This window comes from Mycobacterium sp. 663a-19, assembly GCF_035616495.1.
GTDB lineage: Bacteria > Actinomycetota > Actinomycetes > Mycobacteriales > Mycobacteriaceae > Mycobacterium.
Map to the genome: position 1 here is coordinate 117,037 of NZ_JAPJAV010000010.1, position 21,617 is coordinate 138,653.

Annotated in this window: 20 protein-coding genes, 2 pseudogenes and 1 riboswitch; of the genes and pseudogenes, 4 read left to right on the forward strand and 18 right to left on the reverse strand. The window is 69.7% G+C overall.

Annotated features, from left to right (window positions below; translation table 11 throughout):
- Nucleotide 1: 1 nt before the first annotated feature.
- From OQ968_RS18505 to OQ968_RS18535, 7 genes are all read right to left on the reverse strand, one after another.
- Nucleotides 2-2,188: a hypothetical protein gene (locus tag OQ968_RS18505; RefSeq protein WP_324680495.1), complete on the reverse strand. Its 2,187-nt coding sequence runs from the start codon at nucleotides 2,186-2,188 to the stop codon at nucleotides 2-4.
- 465 nt (nucleotides 2,189-2,653) lie between these two features.
- Nucleotides 2,654-3,814, reverse strand: coding sequence for an acyl-CoA dehydrogenase family protein (locus OQ968_RS18510; protein ID WP_324680497.1), 1,161 nt, complete (start codon nucleotides 3,812-3,814; stop codon nucleotides 2,654-2,656).
- Between the two features lie 79 nt (nucleotides 3,815-3,893).
- On the reverse strand, nucleotides 3,894-5,348 hold the full coding sequence (gene hflX / locus OQ968_RS18515; protein ID WP_324680499.1) for a GTPase HflX: 1,455 nt from the start codon (nucleotides 5,346-5,348) through the stop codon (nucleotides 3,894-3,896).
- Nucleotides 5,349-5,394: 46 nt separating this feature from the next.
- Nucleotides 5,395-6,279, reverse strand: a complete 885-nt coding sequence (dapF, locus tag OQ968_RS18520) for a diaminopimelate epimerase (RefSeq protein ID WP_324680501.1) — start codon at nucleotides 6,277-6,279, stop codon at nucleotides 5,395-5,397.
- A 4-nt stretch (nucleotides 6,280-6,283) separates the two neighbouring features.
- A complete protein-coding gene (gene miaA, locus OQ968_RS18525; RefSeq protein ID WP_324680503.1) occupies nucleotides 6,284-7,204 on the reverse strand; it encodes a tRNA (adenosine(37)-N6)-dimethylallyltransferase MiaA in 921 nt (306 codons plus the stop codon).
- Between the two features lie 6 nt (nucleotides 7,205-7,210).
- The gene (locus tag OQ968_RS18530) at nucleotides 7,211-7,900 is read right to left on the reverse strand and encodes a hypothetical protein (RefSeq protein ID WP_324680505.1); all 690 of its coding nucleotides are present in this window, start codon (nucleotides 7,898-7,900) and stop codon (nucleotides 7,211-7,213) included.
- Between the two features lie 28 nt (nucleotides 7,901-7,928).
- Nucleotides 7,929-8,879, reverse strand: a complete 951-nt coding sequence (locus OQ968_RS18535; protein ID WP_324680507.1) for a DMT family transporter — start codon at nucleotides 8,877-8,879, stop codon at nucleotides 7,929-7,931.
- Nucleotides 8,880-9,231: 352 nt separating this feature from the next.
- On the opposite strand from OQ968_RS18535, the gene OQ968_RS18540 reads away from it, so the two are divergent.
- Nucleotides 9,232-10,581, forward strand: coding sequence for a DUF349 domain-containing protein (locus tag OQ968_RS18540; protein WP_324680509.1), 1,350 nt, complete (start codon nucleotides 9,232-9,234; stop codon nucleotides 10,579-10,581).
- Here the strand turns inward: OQ968_RS18540 and OQ968_RS18545 are convergent.
- From OQ968_RS18545 to recA, 6 genes and pseudogenes are all read right to left on the reverse strand, one after another.
- A complete protein-coding gene (locus OQ968_RS18545) occupies nucleotides 10,578-11,210 on the reverse strand; it encodes a hypothetical protein (RefSeq protein WP_324680512.1) in 633 nt (210 codons plus the stop codon). The genes OQ968_RS18540 and OQ968_RS18545 overlap by 4 nt on opposite strands.
- Complete coding sequence (miaB, locus tag OQ968_RS18550; protein WP_324680513.1) at nucleotides 11,207-12,712, reverse strand: tRNA (N6-isopentenyl adenosine(37)-C2)-methylthiotransferase MiaB; 1,506 nt, start codon at nucleotides 12,710-12,712, stop codon at nucleotides 11,207-11,209. The genes OQ968_RS18545 and miaB overlap by 4 nt, the downstream gene beginning before the upstream one ends.
- Before the next feature lie 139 nt (nucleotides 12,713-12,851).
- Nucleotides 12,852-13,200, reverse strand: a pseudogene (locus OQ968_RS18555) (VapC toxin family PIN domain ribonuclease).
- Nucleotides 13,201-13,333: 133 nt separating this feature from the next.
- A pseudogene (locus tag OQ968_RS18560) lies at nucleotides 13,334-13,486 on the reverse strand (type II toxin-antitoxin system VapB family antitoxin); the annotation flags it as partial.
- A 73-nt stretch (nucleotides 13,487-13,559) separates the two neighbouring features.
- On the reverse strand, nucleotides 13,560-14,075 hold the full coding sequence (recX, locus tag OQ968_RS18565; RefSeq protein WP_324680515.1) for a recombination regulator RecX: 516 nt from the start codon (nucleotides 14,073-14,075) through the stop codon (nucleotides 13,560-13,562).
- Nucleotides 14,047-16,188: an intein-containing recombinase RecA gene (gene recA, locus OQ968_RS18570; RefSeq protein WP_324680517.1), complete on the reverse strand. Its 2,142-nt coding sequence runs from the start codon at nucleotides 16,186-16,188 to the stop codon at nucleotides 14,047-14,049. Before recA ends, recX begins: the two co-directional genes overlap by 29 nt.
- Nucleotides 16,189-16,354: 166 nt before the next feature.
- Nucleotides 16,355-16,500: riboswitch (cobalamin riboswitch) on the forward strand.
- Nucleotides 16,501-16,533: 33 nt separating this feature from the next.
- Between recA and OQ968_RS18575 the strand changes: the two genes are divergently transcribed.
- A complete protein-coding gene (locus tag OQ968_RS18575; protein ID WP_324680519.1) occupies nucleotides 16,534-17,223 on the forward strand; it encodes a (2Fe-2S)-binding protein in 690 nt (229 codons plus the stop codon).
- A gap of 1 nt (nucleotide 17,224) precedes the next feature.
- Here the strand turns inward: OQ968_RS18575 and OQ968_RS18580 are convergent, their stop codons facing one another.
- Nucleotides 17,225-17,419 carry a DUF3046 domain-containing protein gene (locus OQ968_RS18580; protein WP_420715948.1) on the reverse strand — a complete coding sequence of 65 codons (195 nt, stop codon included), beginning with the start codon at nucleotides 17,417-17,419 and terminating at the stop codon, nucleotides 17,225-17,227.
- A 22-nt stretch (nucleotides 17,420-17,441) separates the two neighbouring features.
- Nucleotides 17,442-18,608, reverse strand: a complete 1,167-nt coding sequence (locus OQ968_RS18585; protein ID WP_324680523.1) for a glycosyltransferase — start codon at nucleotides 18,606-18,608, stop codon at nucleotides 17,442-17,444.
- Between the two features lie 43 nt (nucleotides 18,609-18,651).
- Here OQ968_RS18585 and OQ968_RS18590 point away from each other — a divergent pair, with 43 nt between their 5' ends.
- Entirely contained in the window at nucleotides 18,652-19,083 is a 432-nt protein-coding gene (locus OQ968_RS18590; protein ID WP_324680525.1) for a limonene-1,2-epoxide hydrolase, read from the forward strand.
- Nucleotides 19,084-19,088: 5 nt separating this feature from the next.
- Nucleotides 19,089-19,487: a DUF5313 domain-containing protein gene (locus tag OQ968_RS18595; protein WP_324680527.1), complete on the forward strand. Its 399-nt coding sequence runs from the start codon at nucleotides 19,089-19,091 to the stop codon at nucleotides 19,485-19,487.
- Nucleotides 19,488-19,493: 6 nt separating this feature from the next.
- Here OQ968_RS18595 and pspM read toward each other — a convergent pair whose 3' ends face one another.
- The 3 genes from pspM to clgR all read right to left on the reverse strand — a co-directional run bounded on the left by pspM (nucleotide 19,494) and on the right by clgR (nucleotide 21,577).
- A complete protein-coding gene (gene pspM / locus OQ968_RS18600; protein WP_324680529.1) occupies nucleotides 19,494-20,306 on the reverse strand; it encodes a phage shock envelope stress response protein PspM in 813 nt (270 codons plus the stop codon).
- Between the two features lie 16 nt (nucleotides 20,307-20,322).
- Nucleotides 20,323-21,153 carry a phage shock protein PspA gene (pspA, locus tag OQ968_RS18605; protein WP_324680530.1) on the reverse strand — a complete coding sequence of 277 codons (831 nt, stop codon included), beginning with the start codon at nucleotides 21,151-21,153 and terminating at the stop codon, nucleotides 20,323-20,325.
- A gap of 85 nt (nucleotides 21,154-21,238) precedes the next feature.
- Nucleotides 21,239-21,577: a transcriptional regulator ClgR gene (gene clgR / locus OQ968_RS18610; RefSeq protein ID WP_324680532.1), complete on the reverse strand. Its 339-nt coding sequence runs from the start codon at nucleotides 21,575-21,577 to the stop codon at nucleotides 21,239-21,241.
- Nucleotides 21,578-21,617: the final 40 nt, after the last annotated feature.

Here is a 21,617-nt window from a genome sequence, read left to right on the forward strand (position 1 = left end):
GTCAGTCCGCCCTGGTGAAGCCGTTGACCTGGGCGACTTCCTCGCTGGACATCCAGAGCTCGGCCAGCGTGTCCTGGTAGAGCCCGCTGTCGGGGGTGTAGTACAGGCCGAAGCTGGCGTTGACCTTGATGGGATATCCCTCGGGCGCCTGATACGGGTCGTCCAGGGGCAGGTGGATGGTCGGGCGCCCGGGTGAGCCCAGTCCCGCGCCGGCCGGTTCCTCCTCGGTGTCGACGGCCGCGTGCCGCCCGGACCGCGGGGCGGCGGCGGGCGTGACGGCGCCCGGCGCTGCGACATCCGGCGCCGTGTGCGGAACCGCGACGTCCGGGTACCCGGCGCCCGAATCGACCGCCTCGGGCGCCGCCGGGGGGTAGGCCTCGTCCGGATGGGCGGCATCCGCGGGGGCATGCGGAACGGCCACGTCCGGGTAGGCGGCCTCGATGTCGGCGGCCTCCGGGTACTCCTCATCGGGGTAGGCGGCTTCCAGGACGTCTTCGGGGGCGGCTTCGGGATGCTCGGGCTCGGCCCGAACACCCTGCGCCACAACACCTTCCGCGACAACGGGTATGGAATCGGTGTCGACCGCGTCGGGGTCCTCCTGCTCATCCTCCCTGGACCCGGACGGCCATTCGCCGCCGTATTCGTCCCCGGCCTCGTCGCCCCGCGACCAGCTGACCCGCGCCGACCCGGCGCCCACCGGCTCCTCCTCGGAGGGCCGCGGCTCGCCGAAGCCATAGTGCTCGGCGGCGACATCGGCTTCCTCGTGGCCCCAGCTGTCGTCGGCGTCGTAGCCACCGACGTCCACGTCGCGGTCGAACTCGTAGGCGGCGAGCTCCCGGGCCGTGCGACGGCGGCGCGCCCCGACCACCACATACCCCAACACCGCGAACAATGCCGCGATCGGAATTAGCGCCAGCAGGTACCACCAGTTCCAGGCGAACTTCTTGGCGTGGGGAGGCATCGCCGCGCCGCTGGGCTGGTTCTGGCCCGACACCTGCAGGCCGGACAGCAGCGGCGCCAGGTTGGACGGCTCGGTGGCGAACGTGTTCTTCGCGCGGTTCCACGAGATCTTGCCGCCGGCGAACTTCTGGGAGATCACGTCGCCGTCCACCGCCTGATCGGCGACCGGCACGCCCAGTTTGCCGCCGGGGCCGCGAAGCTTGTCCCAGGCCGCCTTCATGGCGCCGCGCACGACGAACGCGCCGTGCTGGGACGTCCAGAAGATCACCGGCTTATCGGCCGCGGCGAACGCGGAGACCCGGCTGCCGGGGACGCCGCCGTCGGACTCGTTGGCGATCGGGAAGCCCAGGTCGCTGCCGACCGGCCCGCCCAGCGACTCGTACTTGGCCAGCACGTCGCTCTCGACGGCGTTCGCGCCGGTGGCCTGGCTGAAGAACACCTTGCCGCCGGCGAAGTTCTGGGCGATCCCGTCGCCGCCGATGGGATATTGGCCGCCCTGCTTGGCGCCCAGCGGACCCGAGGCGCCGCCCGCGGCGCGCCACGCCATGTTGATCGCCGCGGTGGGATCGGTCGCCACCTGCAGGCCCTTGAGCTGGTCGGCCAGCACCGGCGGGGTGGTGCTGAAGTCCTTGGTCTTCCGGTTCCAGGAGATCAGGCCGCCGGTGAACTTCTGCGAGGTGACCTCGCCGTCGTAGGTCTCGTCGCCGACCGGGGCGCCGAGCACGCCGCCCGAGCTGCCGAGCTTGTCCCACGCGGCGTTCATCGCGCCGCGCACCACGAAGGCGCCGTGCTCGGACGTCCAGAAGATCACCGGCTTGTCGCTGGCGGAGAACGTGGCCACCCGGCTGTCCGGCCCGGCGAGGCCGGGGACCTCGTTGATGGTCGGAAATCCCAGGTCGCTGTTGGCCGGGCCGCCGAGCGCCTCGTATTTGTCCAGGATCGGCCCGTAGACGAACTTGGCGCCGGTGTCGGTGGTGTAGAACATCTTGCCGCCGCCGAAGTCCAGCGCGAACCCGTCGCCGACCGGGTAGACGTCGCCCTTCCTGGGGCCCAGGGGTGAACTGTCGCCGCCGGCCTTCTCCCACGCCGCCATGATGGCCGCCTCGGCGTCGCCGATCGGGGACGCCGAGGCCGTGGGCGCCAGGAACGCCGCGGCCACCACCGCGGCCGCCATGCTCACCAGCGCGCGCCCGAACAGCCTGCGCAGTGGACCTCTCTGCGGTTTCACCAAGCCTCCCAGCCGACGGATATGCCCCTTGTTGCGGCCATGCCCGCACCCTGCAGACCCTGCGAGCGGGTGATACCCCCACCGCGAGTTGGCAACCCGCATCGGTACGCGTTATCGCCGGGCTCGCATAACTTTGCTCCAGCAACCGGAGAATTCGAAGCCAAATCACGAATTTTACGAAAACGGATATCACTCCGATGTCGAAATGATGCGGGGCCACAGCCATGTCGCGACCATTCGGTCCACAGGTCGCGCGGCATCGCCGGAGTGCGGGCAGCAAAACGCATGCGCCGACGGTACGCGAGGCCGTCGATCGAAGCTGGATATACCCGGCCAAAACACCGATCGGCGCACGGTTGAATTTGCCCGCGAATTTGCCGCGGACCAAACGACGCGACGACGGAGTCGTTGCCTGTCAACACGATTGCGTTCGCCAACGGCGCGCCGACGGGGCCGCCGCGGAGGCTAGACCCCGAGGCTGCGCCCGATGATCTCCTTCATGATCTCGGTCGTGCCACCGTAGATCGTCTGCACCCTGGCGTCGAGATAGGCACGCGCGACCGGGTATTCGCGCATGTAGCCGTACCCGCCGTGCAGCTGCAGGCAGCGGTCGATCAGGTGGACCTGCTTCTCGGTGGAGTACCACTTGGCCATCGCGGCCTGTTCGGCGGTCAGCTTCTCCTCGAGGTGCAGCCGGATGAACTCGTCGACCATGACGCGCACCACGGTGGCCTCGGTGGCCAGCTCGGCCAGCACGAAGCGGCTGTTCTGGAAGCTGCCGATGGGTTTGCCAAAGGCCTTGCGCTCCTTGGTGTATCGCAGCGTGTCCTCCAGCACGGCCTCCATCGCGGCGGCCGCCATGATGGCGATCGAGATCCGTTCCTGCGGCAGGTTCTGCACCAGGTAGATGAAGCCCTTGCCCTCCTCGCCGAGCAGGTTTTCGACTGGAACGTGCACGTCGGTGAACGACAATTCGGCGGTGTCCTGGGCGTCGAGCCCGATCTTGTCCAGGTGCCGTCCGCGTTCGAAGCCCTTCATGCCGCGTTCGACGACGAGCAGCGAAAAGCCGTGTGCCCCCTGGTCCGGGTCGGTCTGCGCCACCACGATCACCAAGTCCGAGTTGATCCCGTTGGTGATGAACGTCTTTGAGCCGTTGAGCACGTAGTGATCACCCTGCTTGACGGCGCGGGTCTTGATGCCCTGTAGGTCGCTGCCGGTGCCCGGCTCGGTCATCGCGATCGCGGTGATCAGCTCCCCGCTGCAGAACTTGGGCAACCAGCGCTGCTTCTGCTCCTCGGTGGCCAGCCGCAGCAGGTACGGGGCGACCACGTCGTTCTGCAGCCCGAACCCGATCCCGCTGTAGCGCCCGGCGGTGGTCTCCTCGGTGACGATCGTGTTGTACCGGAAGTCGGGGTTGCCGCCGCCGCCGTATTCCTCGGGCACCGCCATGCCGAGAAAGCCCTGTTTGCCCGCCTCGAGCCACACGCCGCGGTCGACGATCTTGGCCTTCTCCCATTCCTCGTGATACGGCGCGACGTGGCGCTCGAGAAAGGTGCGGTAGGACTCGCGGAACAATTCGTGCTCGGGCTCGAAAAGAGTGCGCTGGTACTTGACGGCACTGCTCATGGCTGACCTCCGGGCGAACGGGAACTCTGCCGCCCAACATATACCAACCAGACGGTTGGTCGGCGGCTGGGCACGTCGGCTATTGCGTCGGGTCGCCGTCGGTGGAGAACTCGCGCAGGCTGGCGGCCAGCGCCACCGGGACCCGGGCCCGCAGGCGGGTCCCCTCCGGGTTGTGCTCGGTCTGCTGCACCCGCCCGTCGGCGTGCACCCGGGCCACCAGGTCGCCGCGGTCGTAGGGGATCACCACGTCGACGGCGGTATCGGCGGGCGTCGTGAGCTCGGCCATCCGGCGGCGCAGGGCGTCGATCCCCTCGCCGGTGCGGGCGGAGACGAACACCGCGCCGGGCAGCCCGTGCCGAAGCTTGGCCAGCATCAGATCGCTCGCGGCATCCACCTTGTTCACCACCAACAGCTCGGGCGGCGGGTCGCCATCGTGGTCGGCCCCATAGTCGGAGACGACCTCGGAGATCACCTGCCGGACCGCGTCGATCTGGGCCGGCGGGTTGACGTCGGAGCCGTCGACGACGTGCACCAGCAAATCCGCGTCGACCACCTCCTCCAGCGTGGAGCGGAACGCCTCGACCAGCTGGGTGGGCAGGTGCCGCACAAACCCGACCGTGTCGGTGAGGACGTACGGCCTCCCGTCGTCGAACTCGGCGCGCCGGGTGGTGGGGTCCAGCGTGGCGAACAACGCGTCCTCCACCAGCACCCCGGCCCCGGTCAGCGCGTTGAGCAGGCTGGACTTGCCGGCGTTGGTGTAGCCGACGATGGCGATCGACGGGATGTCGCTGCCGAGCCGACGGCTGCGCTGGGTGTCGCGCGCCTGCTTCATGGCCTTGATGTCGCGGCGCAGCTTGGCCATCCGCTCCCGGATGCGCCGCCGGTCGGTCTCGATCTTCGTCTCGCCCGGACCGCGCAGGCCCACCCCGCCGCCGCTGCCGCCGGCGCGGCCGCCGGCCTGCCGCGACATGGACTCGCCCCAGCCGCGCAGCCTGGGCAGCATGTACTCCATCTGGGCCAGCGAAACCTGCGCCTTGCCCTCCCGGCTGGTGGCGTGCTGGGCGAAGATGTCGAGGATCAGCGCGGTGCGGTCGATGACCTTGACCTTCACCGCCTTCTCCAGCGCGGTCAGCTGCGCCGGGGACAGCTCGCCGTCGCAGATGACGGTGTCGGCGCCGGTCGCCACGACCACCTCGCGCAACTCGGCGGCCTTGCCCGACCCGATGTAGGTGGACGGGTCGGGGCGGTCGCGGCGCTGGATGAGTCCCTCGAGCACCAGCGAGCCGGCGGTCTCGGCCAGCGCGGCGAGCTCGGCCAGGCTGGCCTGGTTGTCCGCCGCGCTGCCCTCGGTCCACACCCCGACCAGCACCACGCGCTCCAGCCGCAGCTGGCGGTACTCGACCTCGGAGATGTCGGCCAACTCGGTCGACAGCCCGGCGACGCGGCGCAGCGCCGATCGGTCCTCGAGGGCGAGCTCGCCCGCACTGGGCTCTGGATCCGGGTGATCGTGAAAGGGAGTTTCGGGATGAGTCATAGGCAATTAGCAATGGTGCACGCCAAATCGGTGCAGCGCACTTGATTTAACGCTCCTGCGCGCACCACCATTCCTCGCTGATCTCGCCGCGGGCCACCAGCACCGACGGCCCGCGCAGGTAGCTGGTGGCGTCGGTGACGGTGACGACGACGTCGCCGCCCGGCACCCGGACCGTGAGCGTGCCGGTGTCGGCGCCGGCGTCGGCCAGCGCGGCGACCGCGGCCGCGACCGTTCCCGTGCCGCACGAGCGGGTTTCGCCCACGCCGCGCTCGTGCACGCGCATCCGCACCAGCCCGCCGTCCGCCCGCGTGAGGATCTCGACGTTGACCCCGTCGGGGAACTGCGCACGGTCGTATTGCACGGACGCGCCCACGTCCAGGGCCGCGAGGTCGTCGACGCTCAGGTCGGCGGCCACGCACGCCAGGTGCGGGTTGCCCACGTCGACCGCCAGCCCGGTGAACCGCCGCCCGCCGACCACGACCTCGAAGGCCGGCCCGCCGCTGCCCAGCCGGTTGGCCTTGCCCATGTCGACGGTGATGTCGGCGCCGGTGGCGTCGGCATGGTGCAGGGTGACCGGCCGGGGTCCGGCCAGCGACCCGACCACGAACTGGTCGCGGGACTCCAAACCGCTGGCGCGCAGGTAATGCGCGAACAACCGCGCGCCGTTGCCGCACATCTGGGCGGTCGACCCGTCGGCGTTGCGGTAGTCCATGTACCAGTCGCTCGGTTCGACGCCGTCGGGCAGGCGCGCGAGCACCCCGGCGCTCACCGCGGCGTCCGCGGTGGTGATCCGCAGCACCCCGTCGGCGCCCAGTCCGCGGCGCCGGTCGCACAGCGCGGCCACCCGCGCCGGGGTGAGGGACAGTTCGGCGCCGACGTCGGGCAGCAGCACGAAATCGTTCTGGGTGCCGTGGCCCTTGGCGAAGATCACCTGCTCAGGATACGGGGCGCCACGCTCGCGTAACGCCATCGACGAGGCCGGCCGGATCGGCGGCGTCCAGCCAGTGCACCCGGTGGTCCCGGCGAAACCAGGAGCGCTGCCGGCGCACGTAGCGACGGGTGCCCACGAAGGTCTGCTCACGCGCCTCGCCGTTTCCGCCCGCGTCGAGGTCGGCGATCACCTGGGCGTAGCCCAGCGCGCGCGACGCGGTGACCCCCTCGCGCAGGCCCCGCCGCAGCAGCGCGCGCACCTCGTCGACCAGGCCCCGGTCGAACATCGTGTCGGTGCGGCGCGCCAGCCTCTCGTCGAGAAGCGTTGTGTCGCAGTCCAATCCGACGATGACCGTGTCCCAGCGTGGGGCGCCGATGCGGGGCGCGGACGCCGCGAAGGGCCGGCCAGTGAGCTCGACCACCTCGAGCGCGCGCACCGTGCGCCGGCCGTCGGTGGGCAGGATCGCCGCGGCGGCCGCGGGGTCGCGCCGGGCCAGCTCGGCGTGCAGCGGCCCCGCCCCGACCTCGGCGAGCCGCCGCTCCCAGCGCGCGCGCACCGCGGGATCGGTGGCGGGAAACGACCAGTCGTCGAGCAGCGACTGGATGTAGAGCATCGAACCGCCCACGATCACCGGCAGCGCGCCGCGGGCCGCGATCGCCTCGATGTCGGCGGCGGCGGAGCGCTGATAGCGGGCGACGGTCGCGGTCTCGGTGACGTCGAGCACGTCGAGCTGGTGGTGCGGGATGCCGCGGCGCGCCTCGACGGGCAGCTTGGCGGTCCCGATGTCCATCCCGCGGTAGAGCTGCATCGCGTCCGCGTTGACGATCTCGGCCCGGATGCCGAGCCGCTCGACCCGTTCGGCAAGGTCCAGCGCCAGCTGCGACTTGCCGGTGCCGGTGGGGCCGATGATCGCGAGCGGTCTCATCGCTGCCTAGAGCTGCCAGCCGCCGGCGAAGTAGCCCACCCCGTAGGGCGCGCCCCGGTAGAGCTCCTTGGCCGACCGCGGCCCGGGCTCGGCCAGCCCGGCCAGCACACCGAACGCGACCCGCCCCAGGATCTGAGGGGGCAGCGCGCTCAGCGCGGCGGCGTCGCCGTTGGCCAGCGCGTCGTCGAGGTCCAGCTGGGCGTCGGCGTCGCCGGGGTGGTACCCGCCGGGCGCGCTCGCCGTCAGGGTGTTGGCGCCGTCGGCGACGATCAGCGCGCCGATCGGATCGGGCGCGCGGTCGATATCGGCGCGCAGTCGCCTGCCCTCGGCCAGCGCGGTGCCGGCGTCATGGTCGCCGCGGTAGACGTGGACGCGCGCGTCGGCCTCGGGCATGAGCCGGCCACGGACCCAGGCGGCGATCAGCGCGCAGGGCGGCATCTCGACCGGCGGGCCGTCCCCGGGCCGGGGCGAGAGCCGGACCGGCACGTCCGCCCCGAAGCCCGCGAAGGTGCCTGTGGCGTCGGGGCCCAGCACGTCGTCAGCGCGGCCCGTCCCGACGACGATCCAGCGCGGCGGCAGCACGGCGGCCGCGGCCAGCACCGCCGCGGACAAGTCGGCCAGCTCGGCGGCGGCCGCGCCGGCGAGCTCGGGGACCAGCACCGGCGCGGAGGGAATGATCGCGATGGCGCTCAACACGCCACCAAACTAACGCGGGCCAACCGCACTACGTGACGGTCGGGGTTTCCTCGGGCTCGGCCGGGGACACTGCGGCCGGTTCGTGCTGCTCGTCGCGTGGGACGTCTTGCCCCGTTCCCGCCGCCATCGTCGCGGCCTCCCCGCGAGCCAGCCCAACCGTGGCGATGATCACCAGAGCCACCGCCCCGATCAGGACGATCACCTCGGGCCCTGCAACGTCGAACGTCTCGCCGAGGAGGATCCCTCCGAGCACGCCGGCGACGACCGGCTTGGCCACGGTCATCGTCGGCAGCGATGCGGTCAGCGCGCCGGCGCGGAACGCCGACTGCTGGAAGATCATCCCCGCGAGCATCATCACCAGCCACGGTATGAACTCCGGCGAAGTCAGCGCGGCCCCGAGGCCGTCTTCGAGCACCTCGACGAGCCCCTTCGTCAGCACCGCGAACAGCGCCAACGACGACCCGGCAACCAGGGCCAGCAGCACCGCGGCGACGGGACGGCCCGACCAGACCCGGGCCCCCAGCACGCACAGCACCAACGCCGGGCCCATGACCGAGCCCACGATGATCCAGGTGGACACCGGGGCTCGCTGCAGGCCGGACTTCGGGTCGCCGACGATGATGACCACCGCCAACGCGCCGGCCAGCACGATCGCCCACACCCATTCCCAGCGGGTCACCCGGTGCCGGGTCAGCCGCGAGTAGATGGGCAGGGCGAATAGCAGCGCCGTCACCTGCAGCGCCGTCACCAGCACCACCGAACCCCACGCCAGAGCGCCGGCCTGCAGGCTGTAGTTGACGATCGCCGCCGCACCACCCAACCACCACCGCTTGTCACGAAGTGACATGCGGAACAGCTCGAGGTGTCCGACTTTTTTGTCGGTGATTTCCTGTGCGGAGCGCTGCCGGATCACATCGCCGACGGCGGAGGACAGCGCGGCGCACAACGCGATCAAAGCCGCGATGTCCACTTTGGACATGGGCACCCCCTCACCAGCGCTCCCCGAAAAGCTTTGCGTACACGTGCCGTTTTCTACGAGTTCACGCCCACTGTAGTTCGACAGCGGCCCCCTCGACCCCGGCCGGGAGGCGGTGACCGATCAATCGTTACGCCAATTTTGTCGATTGTTACGCCAGTTACGCCTCGAACCTGTGCACCGGCCGGCTTTGCGCAATGCCGGCAACCACCATAGCGGGGGCTCGCATGCGGCCACGGGTGGGCACCGACCAAGGTGGCGGCGCGCCGCCCGGCAAGCTGCTTGAATACTGTTGGAAACGGTTAGGAAAGAGCTGTATGGGCGCCGCTACGCGCGGCAGGGCAGGTGACGAGCGATGACGGCTGACGAACCCCGGGGCCAAGATTCACCCAAAGATTCACCCAAGCCGTCGCCGCGTCCCGGACCGCGTCCCGGTCCCCGGCCTGTCAGCTCGGGGGCCCGGCCCGTCCCCCACCCGGTGCCCGCGCCCCTGTCCAGCGATCCGCACCGGTTCGGGCGCGTCGACGACGACGGCACGGTGTGGCTGATCAGCGGGGCCGGCGAACGCGTCGTTGGGTCCTGGCAGGCCGGCGACGCCGAGGCCGCATTCGCCCACTTCGGCCGGCGCTTCGAGGACCTGAGCACCGAGATCACCCTCATGGAGGAGCGGCTGGCGTCGGGCACCGGCGATGCCCGCAAGATGAAGGCCCACGCGGCCGAGCTTGCCGAATCGTTACCCACGGCGTGCGTGCTCGGTGACATCGACGCGCTCGCGCGCCGGCTGACGACCGTTCTCGAGCACGCCGAGGCGACGGTCGCCGCCGACAAGTCCCGGCGCGAGGAGCATCGTGCCGTCCAGACCGCCCGCAAGGAGGCGCTGGCCGCCGAGGCCGAGGACCTGGCCGCCAACTCGACGCAATGGAAGGCCGCCGGCGACCGACTGCGGGCAATCCTGGACGAGTGGAAGACGATCAGCGGCCTGGACCGAAAGGTCGATGACGCGCTGTGGAAGCGCTATTCCGCGGCGCGGGAAGCGTTCAACCGGCGGCGGGGGGCCCACTTCGCCGAGCTGGACCGCGAGCGATCGGGCATTCGGGAGTCCAAGGAACGGCTCTGCGAACGGGCCGAGGAGCTGTCCGGTTCGACGGACTGGACGGCGACGAGCGCGGAATTCCGCAAGCTGCTCAGCGAATGGAAGGCCGCGGGACGGGCCTCGAGGGACGTCGACGATGCCCTGTGGCGCCGCTTCAAGGCCGCTCAGGACACCTTCTTCACCGCGCGCAACGCCGCGACGGCGGAGAAGGACGCGGAGTTGCGGGCCAACGCCGCCGCCAAGGAGGCGCTGTTGGCCGAGGCGGAGAAGCTGGACACCGGCAATGAGGACGCGGCCCGGGCGGCGCTGCGGTCGATCGTCGAGAAGTGGGACGCGATCGGCCGGGTGCCCCGGGAACGGTCCGCCGAGTTGGAGCGGCGGCTGCGCGCGGTCGAGAAAAGGGTGCGCGACGCCGGCGACGCGGATTGGTCCGACCCCCAGGCGCAGGCGCGCGCCGAGCAGTTCGCGACCCGCGCCGAGCAGTACGAGCAGCAGGCCCGCAAGGCCGAGGCGGCCGGCCGCACCAAGGAGGCCGAGGAGGCCAAGGCCAACGCCGAGCAGTGGCGGCAGTGGGCCGACGCGGCCGCCGAGGCGCTGACCCGCAGGTCCTAGTTTTCGGGGTTTTCGGGCTCGTCCGGTTTGTCGACCGGTTCGTCGGGCGTGTCGTCGGCTTGCAGGCTGTCCAGCAGTGTCTTGGACTGCTGCCGTGCCGCGGCCTGGCGCCGCTGTTCCTCCGCGGCGAGCTGCACGACGGTGCGCGCCCACACCACGCGGGCCCAGTGAAAGCTCAACGCGATCACGGTGATCCACGCGACGATCAGCCCCACACCGGGGCCCGGATGACCGGCGGCCACGGTCTGGCGCGACCACACCGCCAGCAGGCCGGCGGCGCTGGCGATCGCCGAGCCCGCCAGCGCGACCCAGGCCAGCGCCCATCGCCGCGTCAGCAACGCCACCATCGAGAATCCCACGCCGAACACCAGCGCCAGCCACTCGAACACCCGCAACGGCAGGCCCAGCGCGGCCGCACCGGCGCCGTGGCTGCTGAACAGCACATCCCAGCCGCGCACGGCGCCGGTGTGCGGCAGAATGAACGAGCCCAGCAACACGAACACCAGGATGGCGACGACGAATCCCCTTGGGCCGGGGTCGATCTCGCGTGCGACGCGGCGTTCCGCGGCCTCGATCTCGGAACGCAGGGCGTCGATGTCGACGTGCTCTTTCTTCTGTTGTTTCTTCATTGGGCGCACCCGAGCGGCTCGACCGGTCCCGCGACCGAGGGCCCGACACCGGGCATGCCGAGGACGACACCGCGCGGCCGCTGCCCGGCGGCATGGGCGTCGCCGGCGCGGGTGCGGCGGTGGGTCGCCACCCCGGCGTCGGCGATCAGGTGGTGCGGCGCGGCGTCGGTGACCACCGTGGTGACGATGTCACCGGGCCTGACGTCCCCGGGTGCGTCGACGGCGAAGTGCACCAGCCGGCCGTCGCGCGCGCGGCCGGTCATGCGCGACGTGCGGGCGTCCTTGCGTCCTTCACCGGTGGCGACGAGCAGCTCGACCGTCCGCCCGATCAGCGCCCGGTTGCCCTCGAGCGAGATCTGCTCCTGCAGCTCGACCAGCCGCTCGTAGCGTTCCTGCACAACGGGTTTCGGAATCTGTCCGCCGAGTTCGGCGGCCGGGGTGCCGGGCCGCTTCGAATACTGGAAGGTGAACGCGGCCGCGAACCGGGCCTGCCGCACCACGTCGAGCGTGGCCGCGAAGTCCTCCTCGGTCTCGCCGGGAAACCCGACGATCAGGTCGGTGGTGATCGCGGCGTGCGGCATCGCCGCGCGAACCCGGTCGATGATGCCGAGGTAACGCTCGGCGCGGTAGGACCGGCGCATCGCGCGCAGCACCCGGTCGGATCCCGACTGCAGCGGCATGTGCAGGGCGGGGCAGACATTCGGGGTCTGCGCCATCGCCTCGATGACGTCGTCGGTGAACTCGGCCGGATGCGGCGACGTGAACCGCACGCGCTCCAGCCCGTCGATGCGGCCGCAGGCCCGCAGCAGCCCGGCGAAGGCGCCGCGGTTCCGCGGCAGCTCGGGGTCGGCGAAGGATACCCCGTAGGCGTTGACGTTCTGGCCCAGCAGCGTGACCTCGAGGACGCCGTCGTCCACCAGCGATTGCACCTCGGCGAGGATGTCGGCCGGGCTGCGGTCGACCTCCTTGCCGCGCAGCGACGGGACGATGCAGAAGGTGCAGCTGTTGTTGCAGCCGACGGAGATGGAAACCCAAGCGGCGTAGGCGGATTCGCGGGCGCTGGGCAGCGACGAGGGGAACTGCTGCAGCGCCTCGGCGATTTCCACCTGGGCGACCCTGTTGTGCCGGGCCCGGTCGAGCAGCGTGGGCAGCGATCCGATGTTGTGCGTGCCGAAGACGACGTCGACCCACGGCGCCTTGCGCAGCAGCGCGTCTCGATCCTTTTGCGCCAGGCAACCGCCGACCGCGATCTGCATCTCGGGGTTGCCGCGCTTGCGCGGCGCCAGATGACTGAGGTTGCCGTACAGCTTGTTGTCGGCGTTCTCCCGCACGGCGCAGGTGTTGAACACGACCACGTCGGCGTCTGAGCCGTCCGCGGCCCGCCGGTAGCCGGCCGCCTCCAGCAGCCCCGCCAGCCGCTCGGAGTCGTGGACGTTCATCTGGCAGCCGTAGGTGCGCACCTGGTAGGTGCGGGCCACATCATGCGCCGCCGTCGATGTCACGGGCCCATGGTACGGCGGTCGGGAAGCTGACTAGCGGCCCGGGAGCGATCGCGGTAGCCCGAACGACGGAAGCACGCTGGTGTCGAAGCGAGGTAGCCTCCACGTCGCCGCGGCGCCGTGCCGACCGCCCGAGCCACGGCTATAGTTCCGCGCGAACCACGCGTTGCGCCCTGACGTCGGGCAGGTGGCGCTCTGCGAGTTCGTAATCGGCGTCATCGTGGAGGACCACTAGACCCTTAGCCGCCGCGGTGCCGCAGATCAGCAGATCGACGACCGACAAGGCCCGCACCGCACCCACTTCTGCGAGCCGTCGCTGCGCCGAATCTATCCACCGCCATACGGATTTCGGCACAGGCACATCGGGATAGACGTCACCAAACATCTGACTCATCTGGTCGAACTCTTCTGCATTCCGCGCCGACCGACAAAACTCGGCCCGTTGCGGTTGGCACGATCCGACAGCCCCACTGAGAAGCGAAAAACTCCATTCCTCGCTGAGTTCAGGCTGTCGTTGGAGGCGCCAAACCGCAGACGAATCCACAAGAAAGGAGATCAAGACCCAATGGCCTTCTCGTCGGCGCGTGCCGCGAGCCAGCCTTCATAATCCCAACCCTTTGCGTGCTCGCGAGACCGGGCCAGCGCCTCGATGCGCCGAAATCGCTCGACGTAGTCCCGCATCGCGAGGTTCACTGCTTCCTTTTTGGTATGCACTCCGGCGATTCGCATGACTTCGGCCAGCGCGTCGTCGTCGAGGTCGATTTGCGTCACCGACACGACAGCCTCCAACGTTGGTGATGTATGGATTGTTGGTGATGTATGAATTCAGCATATATCGCCAACACGCTCCTCAGACGCGTCGGCGCTCCCGCTCGGCGGCCAACTCGGCCAGCACGACCTCGCACGCCAGGTTCTGGTCGTAGCCCCGCCGCGCCAGCATGCCGACCAGCCGGCGGCTCACCCTCGCGTCGTCCTGGCTCAGCGTCTCCCGTCGCAGCCTGGCCCGCACCAGCTGCTCGGCCCGGTCTCGCTCGGCGCCGGCGTCGATCCCGGCCAGCGTCGCGGTGATCACGTCGTCGTCGACGCCCTTGGTGCGCAGCTCCGCGGCCAGGGTGCGCTTGCTTTTCCCCACGTTGGCCCGCCGGGAGTGCACCCAGTGCTGGGCGAAGTCGGCGTCATCCACCAGGCCGGCGGCGGCCAGCCGGTCCAGCACCCGGGCGGTGACGTCGTCGGGGTAGCCGCGTTTGGACAACTGACCGGACAACTCGGCGCGGGTGCGCGACCTCGCGGTGAGCAGGCGCAGGCACAACGCCCGCGCCTGCTCCTCGCGCGATGGCTCAGAAGTCGACGGGAGCGGGGAGGACATCGCCGGAGGGGTCATCGGTCACGACCGCGCCAATGCCGAGCTTCTCCTTGATCTTCTTCTCGATCTCGTTGGCCACGTCGGCGTTTTCCATCAGGAAGTTGCGGACGTTCTCCTTGCCCTGACCGAGCTGCTCGCCCTCGTAGGTGAACCAGGAACCGGACTTGCGGATGAAGCCCTGATCCACACCCATGTCGATCAGCGAACCCTCCCGGCTGATGCCCCGGCCGTAGAGGATGTCGAACTCGGCCTGCTTGAAGGGGGACGCCACCTTGTTCTTGACGACCTTGACCCGGGTGCGGTTGCCGACCGCGTTGGTGCCGTCCTTGAGCGTCTCGATCCGGCGCACGTCCATGCGCACCGACGCGTAGAACTTCAAAGCCTTTCCACCCGTTGTAGTTTCGGGTGAGTTATGCACCATAACCCCGTCGACGAAATAGTTGTGATTGCCCTCGACCTCGATGTCGAACCGATTCATTGACCGGGTTTGCGGTTTGACATGCACATCGAGAACGCGAGCCGGTACCAATTGTTGCGCGGGTTCGGCGAACTGTGGTGTCACCGTCCCTTTGCCACGGAACCGCGGCAACAGCTTGTACTCCATCGACGGCGCCACGTACGGCGCGACCAGCTCCTGAAACTTCGCCGAGGCGGCGGTGGAGAACACCAGCACCGCCTTACCGGCTGAGCCAGGGTGCCGCAGCTGCACATCCAAGCCGTGCGTGTCGCACAGGTAGTCGCGCAACCGTGCACGGGTGCCTTCGGTCATGGCTTCGACGCAGATCTCTATGCGCCCGCTACCACCGGCCGTACGCTCCTGCAATCCTTTGGAACGCAAGGTGAATGACCCGTCATCCATGTACCAAATAGCCAAAGCCAGCGGTGTCAGCGCCTTGAGATATTCCTCGGAGAAGAACTTCTTGCCATCCCCGAGATAAACCGCGCGCTGTAACTCAGCGAGTTCCGGCAGCGGGGTGAAGTCGACGAAGCCCGCGCCCTTGGCGTTCTCTCGCGCCGTATGCGGAATGTTGCCCATTAACGCGGTCTTCCACTTGAGGTACTCCACCTGCTTGGCGCCGTGACCCAGCCGGAAACGAACCCCGTTGCGATCGTGCCGATTGGGCGAGAGGTTCCCATCGCCCATCAGCGATCCCAGCACCACCTGGAACTGCTGGTCGCTGAGCAGACGCGGTTCGGTGGCCAGCACCCGGTCACCGGTGTTGAGGTCACCCGCTTCGGTCCAGCCACTGGGTGTGCGGATCAGATGGTTGGGCGTGGCGGCGAACTGCGATTTGCCGTTGCCGGTGGATTTCTCGACGGTGAACTGCAGGAACTGTTCGGCCGGCCCGTTATTGAACCAGTTCACTATCTTGCGAGGCACAATCCGGTCCGTCTCCGGGTCATAGGACAGCACCTCGACGTCCATCTTGTTGTTGACGATCTTGCCGATCTTTTCGGTGGAGCCGTCAGCAAGGGTCACTCGAGTCGAATAGTTCATGCAGCCGAACATGACTCCGATTTTTTCCCGCAGTTGGTTGATGAAGATCGCCGTGGTTCCCGAATTGTTCAGCGCGCCGGTCATTTTCCGCAGCGCCTGGCTCATCAGCCGGGCCTGCAGGCCGACGTGGCTGTCGCCCATCTCGCCCTCGAGCTCCGCGCGCGGCACCAGCGCCGCCACCGAGTCGATGACCAGGATGTCCAGCGCGCCGGAGCGAATCAGCATGTCGGCGATCTCCAGCGCCTGCTCACCGGTGTCGGGCTGGCTGACCAGTAGCGAGTCGGTGTCGACGCCGAGCTTCTTGGCGTAGTCGGGGTCCAGGGCGTGCTCGGCGTCGATGAACGCCGCGACGCCGCCGGCGGCCTGGGCGTTGGCCACCGCGTGCAGCGCGACGGTGGTCTTACCCGAGGACTCCGGGCCGTAGATCTCCACAACCCTGCCGCGCGGCAGGCCGCCGATGCCCAGGGCCGCGTCCAGTGCGATGGATCCGGTCGGTATTGCCGAGATTGGTTGATGCGCCTCGTCGCCGAGACGCATCACCGAGCCTTTCCCGTAGCTCTTCTCGATCTGGGCCATCGCCAGCTCGAGAGCCTTCTCGCGGTCGGGGGCTTGCGTCATGGTGCCTCTCCTTGGTCGGTGTTTCGGTGACCGGTATCGGTCGGTTGGCCGTGACACTAGAGATGGCCACCGACAAGTCCACATCTCCGAACGCTCACCACAGTAGCCGAACACCTGTTCGATTCAAGTTCGACACGCCGCAGCGGACCGGGTGTGGCAACATCGGCTACCGAAAGGCGCCGACGGGGCCTTCAGGAAATCCGACAAGGCCTGAGGAAACCGGTGCGAATCCGGTGCGGTCCCGCCACTGTGATCGGGCTGGGCATGTCCCAACCCGAGAGCCAGATACTCACCGTCGGCGCCTCCTCGACACAACTGGGGCGGATCTCCCCAGAGAGGGTGAGCATGGACATCTCTGTTGCGCTGGCCGAAATATCTTCCTACAAGGGCTTTTTCGCGCTGACCGTGGGCGGTGACGCGGCGGGATGGCATCCTGTGAGGCAGTCCTATGCCGACGGCTGCGCCGATCTGGTCGAGGCCACCGCCCGGCGCTACCGCACGACGGACTTGCGGATCGGCGCCTCCCTGGTGCATCTCGGCCACGCCACCCGGCTGTGGTCGCCGGTGCTCGCGTGCGCGCTGGCCCACGGCGTCGTTCCCGATCTCAAGGACCTGCAACGCGCCGACGGCGGGGCGCAACTGCGGATGCCCGAACCCGTCGGGCACGCCGTCGACCCGCCGTCGGCGAAGCTGCTGTACCGCGTCGTCGTGAAACAGCACATGAAACCGTTCGCCGCCGGACTGCGGGTCAAGCTCGCGCCGGCCCTGCTCGCGGGCAACATCGCGTCCGCGCTCGTCGGGGCGTCCCGGGCCCTGCTTTCTGCCCGGCCGGACCTGCGCCGCCCCATCGTCGAGATCACCAACTCGCTGCTGGACACCGGCATGCTGGCCGGATCCGGCGTCGTCACCGGCCCGCATCTGGGCTTCCGGCGCCGCAGCTGCTGCCTGTTCTATCGCGTTCCCGGCCGGGCGGTCTGCCACGACTGCGTCTTTCGGCGGACACCGCGGCGGACACCGCGATCCAACCGCCGCTGAGTCACCACTGGTCGCGGGGCACGTCGAAGTCGACGCACAACGCCCGCCACACGTCGCGCGGGTCGATGCCGTCCTCGATTGCCTGGGCGGCGGTCCGGCCGTCGAGACCGGTCAGCACGTGATCCACCAGGACCGATGCCCCATAGGTAGCGCCGAACCGCAGCACCACCCTGTCGTTGAACTCCGTCAGCCGCACGCCAGCCAACATACCCAGTCGCTCAGCCCGCAAGGGCCAGCGCGTCGTGGCACACCCGCACCGGGTCGGCGACCCCGGCGATGCCGGCGGCGGCTTCCCGGGCGGCCTCGCGGTAGCCGGGCGAGGACAGCACGTCGTTCGTCGCGGCGGCCAGCGCGCCGGCGGTCAACGGACGAACCAGCCGCGCGCTCCCCTGCCGTACCACCCGGTTGGCGATCTCCCACTGATCTCCCCCGCCGGGGACCACCACCAGCGGCACCCCGGCCAGCAGCGCCTTGGCCACGGTTCCGTGACCGCCACCGCAGATCACCACGTCGGCATGCGCCATCAGCTCGTCCTGGCGCCCCAGCCCCACCACCGCCCACGGCGGCACGGTCAGGTCCGCCCCGCCCAGCCGCGACACCACCAGGCGCGACCCCGCCGGCAACGTGTCGCCCGGCGTCAGGCAATCCAGCGATACTTCGGCCAGGCCGGCGGTCCCGGTCAGGGCGGTCGACGGCGCGATCACCACCACCGGACCGGGGCCCGCGGGAACCTCGAGCACCCGCTCGGTCGGCTCGAAGTGCAACGGGCCGACGACGACGGCCTCGTCGGGCCAGTCCGGGCGCGGCACCTCGACTGCGGGCAGCGTGGCGATCAGCCGACGCAGCGGCCCGGGATCGACGGCGGGCAACCCGATCTGCAGCCGCACGGCGCCGCGCTGCTTGATGCCGGCGCGCCAGGATCGCGCGGTCAGCGCGCGCATCGTGGCGTCGCGCATTCGGCCGCGGACGCCGGTGCCGGGCGCGAGGCCGCTGCCGATCGGCGGCAATCCCTTGGACGGCAGATACAGCGGATGCGGGTTCAGCTCGATCCACGGAATGCCGAGCAGCTCGGCGGCCATCCCCCCGCCCGCGGTGATGACGTCGGATACCACCAGGTCGAGCGCCAGGTCGCGCAGCGCGGGCACGTTGAGCACCGCCATCCGCGCGGCGCGCCGGTGGATCCTGGCCCCGGCGTCGACGTCGTCGTCCAGCGCCGCGAGCCCCTCCAGCTCGACCGCGTCGACGCCGGCGGCTCGGGCCGCCTCGACCCACTGCCCGCCGGTGAACAGGGTGGGCTCGTCCCCTGCCTCGCGGAAGCGCAGGCACAGCGCGATCGCCGGAAAGGAGTGCCCGGGATCCGGCCCGGCGACCACGGCCACGCGCATCCGCCCTACCCTGCCACAGCCACGCTCGAATACGCTGGCCACCATGACCGAGCTGACACAGACAACCGCCGAGAACACCCGCACGGTCGAGGCTTTCCTGAACGCCTTGCAGGAGGAGGACTTCGAAACCATTGAATCGTTGTTCGACAACGACCTCGTCTACGAAAATGTCGGACTTTCGAGGATCCGCGGCGGGCGACGAACGGCGAAGCTGCTGAGCAGGATGCAAGGCCGCGTCGGATTCGAGGTGAAGATCCACCGCATCGCCGCCGACGGTGGCGCGGTGCTCACCGAGCGCACCGACGCGCTGATCTTCGGCCCGCTGCGAATTCAGTTCTGGGCGTGCGGGATCTTCGAGGTCCACAACGGGCGGATCACCCTGTGGCGCGACTACGTCGACGTCTACGACATGCTCAAGGCGACCGTGCGCGGCCTGGCCGCGTTGGTGGTGCCGTCGCTGAAGGCGACGTTCTAATGGGCATGACCAAAGACACGGCGCGTACCAAACCCAACGCGTGGCAATACATCCGCTACTGCTACGGACGGCGGCTGCCCGACTCGATGCGGGACTGGGTGCGAAATGACCTGGCGGGCAAGGGCGCCGTCGCCCGGATGATGTTGCGCGTGGCGGTGCTGGCGGTGCTGGTGCTCATTCCGTTCTGGTTCATCCCGACGACGCTGGACGTCCATCTGAGCATGACGCTGCCGATCCTCATTCCGTTCGTGTATTTCTCGCACGCGCTGAACAAGGTGTGGCGCCGGCACATGCTGGCCGTGCACGGCCTCGATCCCGAGCTGGTCGACGAACGCGCCCGCGAGCGCGACGCCCACATCCATCGGTCCTACATCGAACGCTACGGCCCGCGACCGGACGACTAGTCCGGCTCAGCGCCCGGCCAGCCCGCCGAGTTCGTCGAACGCCTGGGCCCAGCCGGTCAGGCGGTCGGTGGCCTCGGCCAGCTCGGCGCGGTAGCGCTGCTGCGAAGCGGCCAACCCCGCGCCGCCGTTGGCCGACGACACCAATTGCGCTGCGGCGGTGACCATTTCGTTGTACTGACGGACGCCCGCACTCAACTGCGCGGTGAACGCGTTGATGGTGGGCACCAGGTAAGACCGCGACGACTCCGAGTACTGCACCGCGCGCTCCATGGACACCACCTCGGCCGCGGTGGCCGCCATGGCCGCCGAGGTCTTGTTGGCCGCCGCGGTCAGGTCGCGGATCTCGTCGGCCGGCAGCATCGCGCCGCGCTCCAGCACACCCAGCAGCGAGAAGAAGCCGCGTTCCGAGGCGCCGAGCGCGTACATCGCGGGCCGGGCGGCCGAACCGGGCGGCGGCAGCCGGCGGGGGCCGGCGGGCCGGCTCGCCGGCAGCGGCTCCGACCGCAGCCACCGGTAGCGCAGCACCAACAGCGTCGCCGGGATCGCGAGCACCACCGCGACGGCGCCGGTGATCTCCAGCAGCAGCGCGAACCAGCCCCAGGCGGCCAGCACCGCCGTCAGCACCGCCCAGAACACGCACCCGGCGGCGAATATCAGACCCCACCGCAGCGCGCGACGGCGGCGGCGCAGCAGCCGCGCACGGGGGTCCGCGGCGGCGCTGATCTTGCGGGCCACCAGGTCGGAAAGGTCGGCGGCGGTGTCCAGACCCCGCTGCAACAGCGCTCGCAGGGACCCGCGCTGGGTCGTGTTCACCGCCATTTCGGACCGTCGCGGCTCAGGACTGGCCGAAGGGTTTCTCGGCGGCTTGCCCGCTGGTCTCGGCGGGGGCCGGGGTGGCCGGGGTGGCTCCGGGCGCGGCGGCGGACCCGCCGGCCGGCAGGGCCTCGCCGCGCATCGACGCGCGGATCTGCTCCAGCCGGGAGTGACCGGCCATCTGCACGCCGGCCTGCTCGACCTCGAGCATCCGTCCCTGCACCGAACCCTGCGCGAGCTCGGCCGCGCCGATCGCGTTGGCGTACCGGCGTTCGATCTTGTCGCGCACCTCGTCGAGGCTCGGGACGTTGCCCGGGGCGGCGATCTCGCTCATCGACCGCAGCGACGCGCTGACCTGTTCCTGCATCTTCGCCTGCTCGAGCTGGCTGAGCAGCTTGGTGCGCTCGGCGATCTTCTGCTGCAGCACCATCGCGTTCTGCTCGACGGCCTTCTTGGCCTGGGCCGCGGCGGACAGCGCCTGGTCGTGCAGCGTCTTGAGGTCCTCGACACTCTGCTCGGCGGTCACCAGCTGGGCCGCGAACGCCTCGGCGGCGTTGTTGTACTCGGTGGCCTTGGCGGTGTCGCCGGACGCGGTGGCCTGGTCGGCCAGGGTCAGCGCCTGGCGCACATTGACCTGCAGTTTCTCGATGTCCGCCAGTTGCCGGTTGAGCCGCATCTCCAACTGGCGCTGGTTGCCGATCACCTGCGCCGCCTGCTGGGTCAGCGCCTGGTGGGTGCGCTGGGCTTCCTCGATGGCCTGCTGGATCTGGACTTTGGGGTCGGCGTGCTCGTCAATTTTCGCGTTGAACAACGCCATGACGTACTTCCACGCTTTGACGAACGGGTTAGCCATCTGTCAGCTCCGCCTTCGCTACTCGTGGGCCGGGTGGGCCCCGGATGGGCTCGTGGGAACCCTGCCGCTCAATTTAGTGGGGCGCTCAGACGACCGCCAGCGACGCCACCGGCGGAATGACGACCTTGGTGGCGGGGTCGATGGCGGGTGCGCTCACCACGGCGTCCGGCTCGCGGTGGGCGGCGCGCTCCTCGCTCGCCATCCGCTCACCCGCGTCGGTGAGCACCGTCGACAGCGGGACGTCCAGCGCGTCGCAGATCGCGTTGAGCAGCTCGCTGGACGGCTCCTTGCGGCCGCGCTCCACCTCGGACAGGTACCCGAGGCTCACCCGGGCCGAATCCGACACCTCGCGCAACGTCCGTCCCTGCGTCGTCCGGGCCAGGCGCAACACGTCGCCGATGACCTCGCGAACCAATGGCGGCATCCCCGCTCTCCTTCGTCCAATCGGCCCTGCTCGACACGAA

Coding starts and splice junctions, on each gene's coding strand:
- OQ968_RS18510 (WP_324680497.1), bottom strand. CDS start 3,814: ATGAGCAGTGCCGTCAAGTACCAGCGCACTCTTTTCGAGCCCGAGCAC.
- hflX (WP_324680499.1), bottom strand. CDS start 5,348: ATGACTCATCCCGAAACTCCCTTTCACGATCACCCGGATCCAGAGCCC.
- miaA (WP_324680503.1), bottom strand. CDS start 7,204: ATGAGACCGCTCGCGATCATCGGCCCCACCGGCACCGGCAAGTCGCAG.
- OQ968_RS18535 (WP_324680507.1), bottom strand. CDS start 8,879: ATGTCCAAAGTGGACATCGCGGCTTTGATCGCGTTGTGCGCCGCGCTG.
- OQ968_RS18540 (WP_324680509.1), top strand. CDS start 9,232: ATGACGGCTGACGAACCCCGGGGCCAAGATTCACCCAAAGATTCACCC.
- OQ968_RS18545 (WP_324680512.1), bottom strand. CDS start 11,210: ATGAAGAAACAACAGAAGAAAGAGCACGTCGACATCGACGCCCTGCGT.
- recX (WP_324680515.1), bottom strand. CDS start 14,075: ATGTCCTCCCCGCTCCCGTCGACTTCTGAGCCATCGCGCGAGGAGCAG.
- recA (WP_324680517.1), bottom strand. CDS start 16,188: ATGACGCAAGCCCCCGACCGCGAGAAGGCTCTCGAGCTGGCGATGGCC.
- OQ968_RS18575 (WP_324680519.1), top strand. CDS start 16,534: ATGGACATCTCTGTTGCGCTGGCCGAAATATCTTCCTACAAGGGCTTT.
- OQ968_RS18585 (WP_324680523.1), bottom strand. CDS start 18,608: ATGCGCGTGGCCGTGGTCGCCGGGCCGGATCCCGGGCACTCCTTTCCG.
- OQ968_RS18590 (WP_324680525.1), top strand. CDS start 18,652: ATGACCGAGCTGACACAGACAACCGCCGAGAACACCCGCACGGTCGAG.
- OQ968_RS18595 (WP_324680527.1), top strand. CDS start 19,089: ATGACCAAAGACACGGCGCGTACCAAACCCAACGCGTGGCAATACATC.
- pspM (WP_324680529.1), bottom strand. CDS start 20,306: ATGGCGGTGAACACGACCCAGCGCGGGTCCCTGCGAGCGCTGTTGCAG.
- pspA (WP_324680530.1), bottom strand. CDS start 21,153: ATGGCTAACCCGTTCGTCAAAGCGTGGAAGTACGTCATGGCGTTGTTC.
- clgR (WP_324680532.1), bottom strand. CDS start 21,577: ATGCCGCCATTGGTTCGCGAGGTCATCGGCGACGTGTTGCGCCTGGCC.